This is a genomic window from Stenotrophomonas sp. YJH_SMC_135, assembly GCF_059372355.1.
The window spans coordinates 476984-489382 of the sequence record NZ_JCAFVN010000003.1 but is presented as its reverse complement, the minus strand read 5'-3'; the positions used below and the strand labels follow the sequence as shown (position 1 = coordinate 489382).

The following is a 12399-nucleotide window of genomic DNA, read 5'->3' as shown; positions in this document are numbered from 1 at the left end:
CGTCACTCCCTTCGTGCATTCCCGCCCAGCGAAGACGGATACAACCCGGACAGCGACCTGCGATGTCTTGTCTGAAACGAAAGTCCCCCGCACACCGAGTGGTGGCCCGGGCGGCGCTGCCGCCCCCATGCCCGATGCCGGCACGCGGCAAGGATGGGCATTCGTGGGCACTATCCGCCCGGAATTGTCAGCCCGGCGTCAAAATGCGCAGACGGGCTGACGAATGGTAGGTGGGCCCGGTTGCGGGCCCCACGTGGCTTACCAGAGATCTTCCAGCTTGCGCGGCTTGCAGGCCACCCACGAAGCGCACAGCATCAGTGCGGCGCAGCCGAACAGGAAGCTGAACGGGAGGGTCCAGCCGTCGCTGACCGTGTGCAGCCAGCCGACCAGGAACGGGCCCAGGCAGCTGAAGCTGTAGCCCACGCCCTGCATGAAGCCGGACAGCGCCGCCGAGCCGGTCGGGGTGCGGGTGCGCAGGTTGATCAGGGTCAGTGCCAGCGGGAAGGTGGATGGGCCGACGCCGAGCAGGCAGGCCCACAGCAGGGGGGCCTTCATCGGTGCCAGCAGCAGGCCGGTGAAGGCGATCACGAACGAGAAAAAGCCAATCAGCACCAGCGGGAACGGGTTCTGCATGCGCACCGCCATCGACGGAATGACCAGCGATGGCAGCAGGCCCAGCGCCGAGAACACGGCGACCATCACGCCACCGAACGCGGGCGTGCCACCGGCCTCGACCACGATGCGCGGCAGCCAGGTGAACATCGAGTAGGTCATCAGCGAGGTCATGCCGAACATCAGCGTCATGCTCCAGCCCAGTGACGTGCGCCAGACCTTGCCGTGCGGCTGCGCGGTCGGATCGGATGCGTCGGATTGGGGCTTCGGCGCGCGCGTGGCCAGCACCAGCCACGGCAGTGCGGCAGCCAGCGCCAGCAGCGCCCACATGCCCAGCGACACGCGCCAGCCTGCGGCGTTGGCCACCGGCACCGCCAGCAGTGCCGGCAGCATCGTGCCCAGTTGCAGCACGCTGATGTAGAGCGTGCTCATGGTGCCGACCTTGTTGGCGAAATAGCGCTTCACCAGTGGCGGCACCACCACGTTGCCGATGCCCATGCCGGCCAGTGCCACCACCGAACCCAACAGCAGCGTGCCGACGTTGCCGGCGCTGGAACGCAGCAGCAGGCCGGCCATCGCCATCACCATCGCCAGCAGCGTGGTGCGCTCCAGCCCGAGGCGCCGCGCCAGTGCCGGCGTGGCCACGCCGAACAGTGCGAACGACGCGGTCGGCAGCATGCCCAGCACGCCGGTCATGGTGGTACCGAAACCGAACTGCTGGCCGAGCACGTCCAGCAGCGGAGTGATCGAGGTGACCGCGGTGCGCAGGTTGATCGCTGCCAGCAGGATCGCGGCGAATGCGAGGACGCGGCCGTGCAGCAGCGACGGCGAATCGGAAGGGGAGGAACTCATCGGTGGTCCTTGCAGGTGTCGCACGCCGGGGCAATGGCATGCAGCGCCGGCATCGGTCTACGCCGAAGCGGCAGGTGGGGGAGGGGCTGCTGGCGGGCCGGCAGCGCGGCCATTGTACGTGCGGGCTCCGGCAAGGTCCCGTCATGCGGGCGGCCAGGTGCCTGATACAAAAAAACCCGGAGGACAGTGATGTCTTCCAGGCTTCTTGGTGACCACCGAAGTGGTCGGGGAGACAGGATTCGAACCTGCGACCTCTACGTCCCGAACGTAGCGCTCTACCAGACTGAGCTACACCCCGAAGGGAGCCGCCTATTCTAGCGATTCACCCCGATGGCGGCAAGGGGTGAATGCTGTTTTCTTCACACTGCCGAAGCAGTGCCACTTCAGGGAACAAAAAAGCCTGGACGACTTCACCAGGCTTCAATGCGACCACCGAAGTGGTCGGGGAGACAGGATTCGAACCTGCGACCTCTACGTCCCGAACGTAGCGCTCTACCAGACTGAGCTACACCCCGAAGGAGCCGCCTAAGATACCGTGTGAAGGCCAAGGCGGCAAGGTTTTTTTACAGCTCAGCGACGATTTTCTTTCTCGATGCGGTTCTGCTCGCGGGCTTCGAACCACATGCCGTTGAGGATGGCCACCGTCGAGGCGAGGCCGGCACCGAGAATCCAGGCGAAATACCACATGATCAGTCTCCTTCATTCCGGGTAGGTGCCGACCGTTGGTCGGCACACGTGCAAGCAATCAATACGCGTTCGGGTTGTTGCCCATCTCTTCGGTGGTGGTCTTGCCCTTCAGCACGCGGTACACCCAGGTGGTGTAGGCGAGGATGATCGGCAGGAACACCGCCGTGGCCAGCAGCATGATCCACAGGGTCAGGTGGCTGGACGAGGCATCCCACACGGTCAGGCTGGAGGTGGGCTGGCTCGAGGACGGCAGCAGGAACGGGAAGATGGCGAAGCCGACGGTCAGGATGATGCCAGCGATGGCCGCACCGGAGGCAATGAAGGCCAGGCCGCCGCGGCGGGCACGCAGCAGCACCGCACTGGCGAGCAGGCCGGCCAGGCCGAGCAGCGGGGCCAGGATCGTGGCCGGCATCGTGCTGTAGTTGCGCATCCAGCCACCGGCGGCGCCGAGTTCGGCGGTCTTCAGCAGCGGATTGGTGGCGCCGTCGGTGACCACCTGCGAGGTGATCTGGTAACCCGGCAGGCCGAAGGCCACCCAGGCGCCGCCGACCGCAAAGAGCACGAAAGCGATGATCGCGGCGATGCTGCCGAAGCGGGCCGCACGCTCGGCCACCGGGCCGTCGGTCTTCAGCACCAGCATGGCGGCACCGTGGGCGACCAGCATCGACACGCTGAGCAGGCCGGCCAGCAGTGCGAAGGGCATCAGCAGGCCGAAGAACGAGCCGGTGTAGAAGATGCGCATGCTGTCATCGAAGTGGAACGGCACGCCCAGCACCACGTTGCCCACCGCCACGCCCATGATCAGCGCCGGTATGAAGCCACCGATGAACAGCGCCCAGTCCCAGGTGTTGCGCCAGCGCTCGCTGGGCATCTTGCTGCGGAACTTGAAGCCGACCGGACGCAGGATCAGGGCGAACAGGATCACGAACATCGCCAGGTAGAACCCGGAGAAGCTGACCGCGTAGAGCGGCGGCCAGGCGGCGAAGATCGCGCCGCCGCCCAGGATCAGCCACACCTGGTTGCCTTCCCAGACCGGACCGATGGTATTGATCACCAGCCGGCGCTCAGCGTCGTTGCGGGCGACGAAGGGCAGCAGGGTGCCCACGCCCAGGTCGAAACCATCCATCACGGCGAAACCGATCAGCAGGATGCCGAGCAGCAGCCACCAGATCACGCGCAGCGTGGTGTAGTCCAGAAGAATGAAATCCATCTTGGTTCTCCTGCCTCAGGCCTGGCCGGCGGCCGGCGCCGAGGCATTGTGGGAAGCATGCGGCTGGGGCGACTGCAGCGACGGCAGCACCTCGTCCGGACCCTTGCGGATCGCCTTGAGCATCAGCTTGATCTCGACCACGATCAGCGCGGTGTAGATGGCAGTGAAGCCGGCCAGGGTCAGCACGATTTCATGCAGGGCCAGGCCCGACGCCGCATAGAAGGTCGGCAGCACGCCATCGACCGCCCACGGCTGGCGACCATACTCGGCCACGAACCAGCCGCACTCGATCGCGATCCACGGTGCCGGCAGCGTCCACAGGGCCAGCTTGAGGAACCAGCGCTTGTCCTGGAAGTTGTTGCGGCACGAGTAGTAGAAGGCCAGCGCGAAGAAGGCGATCAGGTAGAAGCCCAGGCCGGCCATCACGCGGAAGGTCCAGAACAACGGCATCACGCGCGGCACCGTGTCCATCGCCGCCTGCGAGATCTCCTGCGGGGTGGCGTTGAGGATGTCATCGCGATAGCGCTTGAGCAGCAGGCCGTGGCCCAGGTCCTGCCAGTGGCGGTCGAACATCTCGCGCGCTTCAACGTCGTTCTTGTTGGCGCGCAGGCGTTCCAATGCACCGTAGGCCAGCTGGCCGCCACGCACGCGGTGTTCGGCGCGCTCGACCAGTTCCAGGATGCCGGGAATCGGCTGGTTCAACGAGCGGGTGGCGATCAGGCCCATCAGGTAGGGGATCTTCACCGCGTAGTCGTTCTGGTGAGTCTCCTGGTTGGGGATGCCGAAGGCGGTGAAGTCGGCCGGCGCTCGCTCGGTCTCCCACATCGCCTCGATCGCGGCCAGCTTCATCTTCTGGTGTTCGCTGGCGGCGTAACCGCTCTCGTCACCCAGCACGACCACCGACAGCGATGACAGCAGGCCGAACGCCGCGGCCACCGCAAACGAACGACGGGCCAGGTCCTTGTGCTTGTTGCGCAGCAGGAACAGGGCGCTGATCGCCATCACGAACACCGCACCGGTCACGTAGCCGGCGCTGACGGTGTGCACGAACTTGGCCTGCGCCACCGGGTTGAACACCACCGCCATGAAGTCGACCACTTCCATGCGCATGGTTTCCGGGTTGAACACCGCACCGGTCGGGTTCTGCATCCAGCCATTGGCCACCAGGATCCAGATCGCCGACAGGTTGGTCCCCAGCGCCATCAGCCAGGTCACCATCAGGTGCTTGACCTTGCTCAGGCGGTTCCAGCCGAAGAAGAACAGGCCGACGAAGGTCGCTTCCAGGAAGAACGCCATCAGGCCTTCGATCGCCAGTGGCGCACCGAAGATGTCACCCACGTAGTGGCTGTAGTAGGACCAGTTCATGCCGAACTGGAATTCCATGACGATGCCGGTGGCAACGCCCATGGCGAAGTTGATGCCGAACAAGACGCCCCAGAACAGGGTCATCCTGCGCCAGATCTCCTTGCCGGTCATCACGTACACGCTCTCCATGATGGCCACCATGAAGGACAGGCCGAGGGTGAGCGGTACGAATAGGAAGTGGTACATCGCGGTCAGCGCGAATTGCAGCCGCGACAGTTCTACGACTGTCTGATCAATCATGGCCTGGCTACCTCGTTGGATAGTGCCGTTGCAGGTGGCGGGAAGGGTGGTCTACGACGTGAATGATGTGACCGACTACTTCAAACAGCCTTGATCCAGATCAATGTATGAACAGGTGCCCCGGTTGATCGTATGCCAACCTGATGAAGACTGCGACCGCCGGCCGCAGGGGCGGGCTATTGCCTGCGCCTACAATGCCGTGTCTCCCCCGCTGCCCGTGAAGACCTCTTGAGCGCTGCCGAAACGACCCCTGACGGCCTGTCCCCGGATGCTGAAACCGCCCGCCAGCGGCGTGTGCGCACGGCCTGGCTGGCCGACCTGGCACGCTCCGCCCGGGGCCGCCAGCGCCTGGCCGCGCTGTGCATCAGCCTGTCCGGCGCGCTGTTGATCGGGCAGGCTGCCGCCATCGCCTGGCTGGTGCAGCAGGTGCTGGTGGAGCGCGTGCCGCTGGCCTCTGGCCTGCCGGTGCTGGCGGGATTGGCGGTGATCCTGGTGCTGCGCACCCTGCTGGGCAGCGCCACCCAGGCCGCCGCCGGTGACGTGGCCGACGCCGCCCGGCTGGCACTGCGCGAACGCGTGTTCGCGCGCCTGCTGGGCCAGGGCCCGCTCTGGCTGCGGCAGCGCCGCACCGGTGAACTGGGCGAACTGATGCTGCATCACGGTGATGCGATCGAGAGCTATTACAGCGGCTTCCTGCCGGTGCGCACCGAAGTGGTGGTGGTGCCGCTGCTGATCCTGGCCGCTGTCGCCTGGGTGGACTGGGTGGTGGCGCTGATCCTGCTGTTCACCGCGCCGCTGGTGCCGTTCTTCATGATGCTGGTGGGCTGGGGTGCTGAAGCCGCCGGGCGCGCGCAGCTGGGCGAGCTGGCGCGCATGAGCGGCCACTTCGCCGACCGCATCAAGGGCCTGGGCCTGCTGCGCCTGTATGGCCGTGGCGAAGCCGAACTGGCCGGCATCGAGGCCGCCGCCGAAGGCGTGCGCGTGCGCACCCTGAAGGTGCTGCGTATCGCCTTCCTGTCGTCCACCGTGCTGGAATTCTTCGCCTCGGTGAGCGTGGCGATGGTGGCGCTGTACCTGGGCCTGAGCTATCTGGGCATGATGTCGCTACATGCAGCGGTGCCGACGCTGGGTGCGGGCCTGTTCTGCCTGCTGCTGGCGCCGGAGTTCTATGCGCCGCTGCGACGGCTGGCTGCGCACTACCATGATCGCGCCAATGCACTGGCCGCCGCCGCCGAAGTGGAGCGCCTGCTGCAGTCGCTGCCGGACGAGCAGGGCCTGATCGAGAACGAGGTTGCGCCGCTGGCGGTGGAGCCGGCCGAGGCCGCCTTGCCGCCACTGCAGGCGCAAGGACTGGTACTGCGCCCGTTGGGTGCGCCGCAGGATGTGCTGCGGGATCTGGACCTGCTGCTGGAGCCGGGCCAACGCCTGGCCCTGGTCGGTCCCAGCGGGTCCGGCAAAAGCACGCTGCTGGAGGCGCTGGCCGGTTGGTTGCCGCCGCGTGCCGGCAAGCTGCAGCTGCGCCCCGGCGTGCAGGTGGCCTATGCCAGCCAGCGACCGTACCTGTTCCATGGCAGCATCGCCGACAATCTGCGCCTGGCCGATCCCGCAGCCAGCGATGCGCGGTTGCGCGCGGTGGCCGAGGCTTCGCAGGTCCTGCAGTTTGCCCAGCGCCTGCCGCAGGGGCTGGACACGGTGATCGGCGAACGCGGCTTCGGCCTGTCCGGTGGTGAAGCCCGCCGCATTGGCCTGGCCCGCCTGCTGCTGCGCGACCCGCAGGTGCTGCTGCTGGACGAACCCACCGCGTTCCTCGATGCCGATACCGAGGCGGCGCTGCTGCGCAGCCTGGCCGCGTATGCGCGCGGGCGCAGCGTAGTGGTCGCCACCCACAGCCCGGCGGTGATCGCCTGGGCCGATCGTTGCCTGCTGTTGCCGGAAGGCCGCCTGGTCGAGCCGGCACAGGCGGTGCGCGCATGAGCCGTTCGCCTGATTCGCTGCGCGCGGTATTCCTGCGCCACCGGCCGCGCCTGTTGCTGACCCTGCTGCTGCTGTGGACCACGATGCTGGCCGGCACGGCGCTGCTGGGCCTGTCCGGTGGTTTCCTCACGGCGGCCGCGCTGGCCGGTGCGGCCGGCCTCGGCCAGGGCTTCAACTTCTTCTCACCCTCGGCCGGCATCCGTGGCCTGACCATGGCGCGCATCGTGTCGCGCTACTTCGAAAAGCTGGTCGGCCACGATGCCACGCTGCGCATCGCCCGCGACCTGCGCGTGTGGTTCTTCCGCCGCGCGCTGCCACTGGCGCCGGCACGATTGGGCGCCACGCGCACCGGCGAGCTGCTGGCGCGGCTGCTGGGGGACATCGGCGAAGTGGATGGGCTGCTGGTGCGTGCGATCGGGCCGCTGGTGGCGCTGGGCGCGCTGTCGCTGGTGGCGGTTGCCTCGGCAGCGCTGATCCTGCCCTCGGCGGCGGTACTGCTGGCGGTGCTGGCGCTGCTGATCGCCTTCGGCGTGCCGTGGCTGGGCGTGCGTGGCCATGACGACGAAGAGGCCGATCGTGCCGCGCACCGCGCGGCGTTGCGCACCGCTGCATTCGAAGGGCTGGAGGGGGCCGGTGACCTGGCTGCGCTGCATGCCGATGCGGCTTGGCAGCTGAAGGTACGCGTGGCCGCCAAGCAGCTGGCCTCGCGTGATCGTCGTCGGCGTTGGCGCCTGATCGCGGCCTCGACCCTGCACGGCCTGGTGGCGGGGCTGGGCCTGGTGGCGATGCTGGCGTTGGCCCTGCAGGCCGCCGAACAGCAGCACATCGCGCCGGAAATGGCCGCGGGCCTCGTCTTCCTGACCGTGGCGCTGATCGAACTTTGGGCCGGCATGGGCCTGGCCTGGCAGTCGCTGCAGTCCGGGCGCATTGCTGCTGACCGCCTGCAGGCCATCGTCGAACAACCGCCGACGGTGGAGGATCCGCAGACGCCGCAGCCGGTACCCCAGGTGGCGCGCGTGCATTGGGATGACGTGCACTTCCAGTGGCCAGGTGCCGCGCGGCCGGTGTTGTCCGGCCTGCAGCTGACCCTGGCGCCGGGAGAACGCATCGCGATCCGTGGCGACAGCGGCAGCGGCAAGACCACGCTGTCCAGCCTGCTGCTGCGGTTGTGGGATCCGCAACAGGGGCGAATCACCTATGGCGGACGCGACCTGCGCGACGTCGCCCAGGCCGAGTGGCACCGCCAGCTGGCCTGGCTTCCGCAGAACGCACCGGTGTTTGCCGGTACCGTGGCCGAGAACCTGCGGCTGGGGGATCCCGACGCCCGTGATGCTGCGTTGTGGGCGGTCCTGCGTCGCGTGCGCCTGGGCGACTGGGCCGAGCGCAACGGTGGCCTGCAGGCCTGGGTGGGCGAGAACGGCGCGACGATGTCGGCGGGCCAGGCACGACGCCTGGCGCTGGCGCGCGCGCTGCTGCGCAATGCGCCGATCCTGCTGCTCGACGAACCCACCGAAGGCCTGGACGTGGATACCGCACGTGCGCTGTTGCAGGACCTTTCCGGGTTGCTGGACGGGCGCAGCCTGCTGATGATCACCCACGACGACCTGCCCGAAGGCGTGGTCGATGCGCAGTACCGGTTGCGCGACGGGATGTTGGAGCGCGAAGTGCTTCGGTAGATGCCGACCTTGGTCGGCACATCCACGCATGGCGTGGATCTACTGTTGAGCCGAGCCCATGCTCGGCTCCGGAAGCAAGCCAGCCGAGCATGGGCTCGGCTCTACAGGCCGGTCAATGGGAGAACTCGCGCAGCATCACCGCGATCGAGGCCACGTTGGCCAGCACGCACAGCCAGAACACCCACTGGAATGCGGCTTTGCGATGCTTGTGGCGGAACAGCGCCTGGCCCAGCAGCGCGCCGGGCCAGCCTCCGGCGAAGGCCAGCAGCTGCAGGGTGCGCTCGGGAATGCGCCATCGCTTTCGCTGCGCCGCGCGCTTGTCATGGCCATAGAGGCCGAACGACACCGCACTGGCCAGCAGGCACCAGCCACCCAGCCACAGCGGCAGCACACCGCTGATCATCAAGGCGGTCAGCGCGCCGAAGGCGGCCAGCGCGAGGTTACGCCGCCACGCCACTTACAGCGCGTCGAGGAAGCCGCGCACGGCGGGGCCGAAACGCTCGAAATCGACGAGGAAGGCATCATGGCCCTGTGGCGATTCCAGGCCGATGAAGCGCGCATCGGCACCGCCGGCACGCAGGCCGTCGGCGACCTGTTGCTGCTGCTGCACCGGGAACAGGATGTCGGTGTTGGCGCCGATGGCCAGTGCCTTCTCCACCCGGATCTTCGCCAGCCCGGCCAGCACATCGCCGTCGGCGTACTCGGCCAGGTCGAACCAATCCATCGAACGGCTCAGGTACAGATAGCAGTTGGGATCGAAGAAACGCACGAAGCGCCGTGCGTGGCCTTCCAGATAGCTTTCCACCTGGAATTCCAGCCCGAACGGATCGTCGTCGGCCTGGTCCGAATCCAGCCGCACGCGGCCGAAGCGGCCATCCCATTCCAGTGCCGAGCGGTAGGTGATCACGCCCAGCTTGCGCGCCATGCGCATGCCGGACTCGGGGTACTCGGCATCGTCGTAGTGGCCGCCATTCCAGCGCGGGTCGAGACGGATCGCCTCGCGCTGCAGCGAGCGGATCGCGATCGAGAACGGCAGCGCCTGCGCACTGCCGGAAATGTTGACGTGGCTGCGCGCGATGCCCGGGTGCAGCATCAGCACGGCCAGCGCGGTCATCCCGCCCATGGAATTGCCGACCACGCAGGCCAGCTGCGCGATGCCCAGCGCACGCACGACTTCGATCGCGGCGCGAGCGCCGTCTTCGATCGACAGCTCGGGGAAGTCCAGGCGGTAGGGCTCAGCGCTGGCCGGGTTGATCGAGGCGGGGCCGGTCGATCCCTTGCAGCTGCCCAGCGAATTCACGCAGACCACGAACCAGCGGCGGGTATCGATGGGTTTGCCGGGGCCAACCATCGCTTCCCACCAGCCCGGCGCCGGATTGGCCTCGTTGGCCGCCGCATGCGCATCCGGCGACAGGCCGGTCACGATCAGGATCGCATTGCTGGCGTCAGCGGCCAGCGTGCCCCAGGTCTCGTAGGCCACGCGTGCGCCGTGCAGGGTGCCACCGCGCTTGAACGGGAACGGCGAGGGCAGGGCGTGGAAGCGGGTGCCGGGCGGGATGAATTCGGTCATGCAGTCATTCTAGCGGGGCCGCATGTGGAGCTGGCGACACGCTGGTTTCCATCGGCGATGCAGGTAGTGCCGGCCGCTGGCCGGCAACCTCATGAATCCTGATGCGCGTGTGTGGTTGCCGGCCAGCGCCCGGCACTACCGGGCGGAGCGTCAAGGGAACCGCAGTTCCACCACGCCTTCATGCGGCAGGCTTACCTTCACCGGAACGCTCTGCAGGTCGTCCTCGCTGCGGTTGGCGCTGCCGCTGCGCGAGATGCGTGCCACCACTTCCACTTCGCGATGGGCCGACAGCGGTGCGGTCGGCATCGGGCTGTCACCGTCGCCCAGCCCGACCGTGTCCGGGAATCCGGCCAGGGGCAGCTTGCGCGCGGCCACCGGCATCGGTGGTCCACCCACGGCGCGGGCCAACACGAATACCTGGGTGCTGGCCGGCCACTCGGTGCCCTTCAACGCAGGCAGGTGCACACGCACCTGCAGCAGTGCCGGTGGCGACGCGGGCGCAGCATCGGGCGCCTGGCCGGCGGCCTCGCGCGCGATGGCGATCTGTGCCTGCAGCGCCTGCGCGGCACCCGGCTCCAGTCGTGGCAGCAGGCCGCTCCACACATCCGCGGCCTCGGCGTTCTTTCCGCGCTGGCGCAGGGCGATGCCCAGCAGCCAGCTGGCGCGCTCGGCATCGGGAGCCTGTGCGCGCGCCTGCTGCAACCAGGCCATTGCGGTGTCATCGAACTGCTTGCCGGCATCAGCCTGCGCGCGCGCCTGCGCGGCTTCCACCAGCACGCCCGGATCTTCCGGTGCCAATGCGGCGGCCCTCGCGAAGGCATCCGCCGCGGCTGCGGCGTTGCCCAGTTCGGCCTGCGAACGGCCGAGCAATGCCCAGCCGTCGGCACGCTGCGGGTCGCGCTCCAGTGCGTCCTGCAGTGCCTGCACGCCATCGCGCAGGGTGGCTGCCGACGGGGTCGGTTGTACCTGTGCCGCCCTTGGGTCACCGACCAGCAGATACAGGCAGGCACCGGCCACGCCCAGCGCGAGCACGCCGACCACGAAGCCGCGCCGACCGCGCTGGCGCAGTGGCCACAGCACCAGCGCTGCCATCAGCGCGGCGACCAGCCCGGCCAGCATCGGCAGCCAATGGTTCACCATTCGTCTCCTTCATCGGCCTTGCCGGCCGGCGCCGCGCCGACGGTGCGTCCACGTCGGCGGACGATGCCCAGCACTACCAGTGCACCGGCGCCGAGCACCAGCAGGGGGCCACCCCACAGCAGCCAGGTGCCCGGCTGCAACGGTGGTTGATAGAGCACGAACTCACCGTAGCGCGCGACCAGGAACTGCTTGATCTGTGCGTCGTCGTGCCCCTGCTGCATCAGCTGCAGCACCTCGCGGCGCAGGTCCTGGGCGATCTGCGCGTTCGAATCGGCCAGCGACTGGTTCTGGCACTGCACGCAGCGCAGCTGCGCGGCCAGGTCATGGAAGCGGCGTTCCTCGGCGTCATCGCGGAACTGCAGCGGCTGCGGATCGTGCAGCGGCTGCTGGGCCAGCGCGGCCAGCGGCAGCGTCAGAAGCAGCAACGCCAGCAGCCAGCGCATGGGCTCAGGGCGCCGTATGCAGGGTGTTGCCGGCACTGCCCTGGGCCTTCTCGATCTTCTGCAGCGCCGGGATCAGCTTCTCGTCGACCACGCGCTGGGTCATCGCACCGCTGTACTTCCAGCGCACGATGCCGCTGCCATCGACCAGGAAGGTTTCCGGTGCGGCGGTCACGCCCCAGTCGATCGCGGTGCGGCCCTCGACATCGCTGAGCACGACCATAAACGGGTTGCCCAGCTGTTCCAGCCAGTGCAGCGCGTCGGTCGGGTCGTCCTTCCAGTTGTAGCCGATCACGCGCACACGCTTGCTTTCCGCGAAGCGGGTCAGCACCGGGTGTTCTTCGCGGCAGGCCGCGCACCAGCTGCCCCACACGTTCAGCAGGTAGGGCGCGCCGCGCAGGTCGTCGCTGTGCACGATCATTTCCGGGTCGTGCAGCACCGGCAGCGCGAATGCCGGCGCCGGTTTGTCGATCAGTGCCGACGGCAGTACGTCGCGCTGCGGATCGCCTGATTTCATCACCCCGTAGATCATCAGCCCGAGCAGGCCGAAGAAGAACAGCACGCCGATCACGATGGCTACCGGCGGCAGCGGGCGGGAGGGACGCGGGGTGGGGGACTCGGACATGGGAACTC

Annotated in this window: 11 protein-coding genes and 2 tRNA genes; 2 read left to right on the top strand and 11 right to left on the bottom strand. The window is 67.9% G+C overall.

Going from position 1 to position 12399, the window contains the following annotated elements; translation table 11 throughout:
* Positions 1–258: 258 nt before the first annotated feature.
* The 6 genes from AC5P98_RS13265 to AC5P98_RS13240 form a co-directional block, all read right to left on the bottom strand.
* The gene (locus tag AC5P98_RS13265) at positions 259–1464 is read right to left on the bottom strand and encodes a CynX/NimT family MFS transporter (RefSeq protein ID WP_049406960.1); all 1206 of its coding nucleotides are present in this window, start codon (positions 1462–1464) and stop codon (positions 259–261) included.
* Between the two features lie 221 nt (positions 1465–1685).
* Positions 1686–1762 (bottom strand) — tRNA-Pro (locus AC5P98_RS13260).
* Positions 1763–1902: 140 nt separating this feature from the next.
* A tRNA-Pro gene (locus AC5P98_RS13255) sits at positions 1903–1979 on the bottom strand.
* A 55-nt stretch (positions 1980–2034) separates the two neighbouring features.
* Positions 2035–2151, bottom strand: a complete 117-nt coding sequence (gene cydX, locus AC5P98_RS13250) for a cytochrome bd-I oxidase subunit CydX (RefSeq protein ID WP_005410354.1) — start codon at positions 2149–2151, stop codon at positions 2035–2037.
* Positions 2152–2209: 58 nt separating this feature from the next.
* Positions 2210–3361, bottom strand: a complete 1152-nt coding sequence (gene cydB, locus AC5P98_RS13245; protein WP_014647773.1) for a cytochrome d ubiquinol oxidase subunit II — start codon at positions 3359–3361, stop codon at positions 2210–2212.
* A gap of 15 nt (positions 3362–3376) precedes the next feature.
* Positions 3377–4966 carry a cytochrome ubiquinol oxidase subunit I gene (locus AC5P98_RS13240; protein WP_005410352.1) on the bottom strand — a complete coding sequence of 530 codons (1590 nt, stop codon included), beginning with the start codon at positions 4964–4966 and terminating at the stop codon, positions 3377–3379.
* Between the two features lie 228 nt (positions 4967–5194).
* Here AC5P98_RS13240 and cydD point away from each other — a divergent pair, with 228 nt between their 5' ends.
* Together cydD and cydC are read left to right on the top strand one after the other, a co-directional pair.
* Complete coding sequence (cydD, locus tag AC5P98_RS13235) at positions 5195–6940, top strand: thiol reductant ABC exporter subunit CydD (RefSeq protein WP_495230054.1); 1746 nt, start codon at positions 5195–5197, stop codon at positions 6938–6940.
* Entirely contained in the window at positions 6937–8616 is a 1680-nt protein-coding gene (cydC, locus tag AC5P98_RS13230; protein ID WP_049405993.1) for a thiol reductant ABC exporter subunit CydC, read from the top strand. Before cydD ends, cydC begins: the two co-directional genes overlap by 4 nt.
* Positions 8617–8728: 112 nt before the next feature.
* On the opposite strand, the gene AC5P98_RS13225 is transcribed toward cydC, so the two are convergent.
* The 5 genes from AC5P98_RS13225 to AC5P98_RS13205 all read right to left on the bottom strand — a co-directional run bounded on the left by AC5P98_RS13225 (position 8729) and on the right by AC5P98_RS13205 (position 12391).
* Positions 8729–9073, bottom strand: a complete 345-nt coding sequence (locus AC5P98_RS13225; RefSeq protein WP_014647770.1) for a DUF1294 domain-containing protein — start codon at positions 9071–9073, stop codon at positions 8729–8731.
* Positions 9074–10186 carry a homoserine O-acetyltransferase MetX gene (gene metX, locus AC5P98_RS13220; protein ID WP_049405995.1) on the bottom strand — a complete coding sequence of 371 codons (1113 nt, stop codon included), beginning with the start codon at positions 10184–10186 and terminating at the stop codon, positions 9074–9076.
* A 150-nt stretch (positions 10187–10336) separates the two neighbouring features.
* Positions 10337–11326, bottom strand: coding sequence for a tetratricopeptide repeat protein (locus AC5P98_RS13215; RefSeq protein WP_049405997.1), 990 nt, complete (start codon positions 11324–11326; stop codon positions 10337–10339).
* Positions 11320–11769, bottom strand: a complete 450-nt coding sequence (locus tag AC5P98_RS13210) for a cytochrome c-type biogenesis protein (protein ID WP_049405998.1) — start codon at positions 11767–11769, stop codon at positions 11320–11322. The genes AC5P98_RS13215 and AC5P98_RS13210 overlap by 7 nt, the downstream gene beginning before the upstream one ends.
* A 4-nt stretch (positions 11770–11773) precedes the next feature.
* Complete coding sequence (locus AC5P98_RS13205) at positions 11774–12391, bottom strand: DsbE family thiol:disulfide interchange protein (protein WP_014647766.1); 618 nt, start codon at positions 12389–12391, stop codon at positions 11774–11776.
* Between the last annotated feature and the right edge of the window lie 8 nt (positions 12392–12399).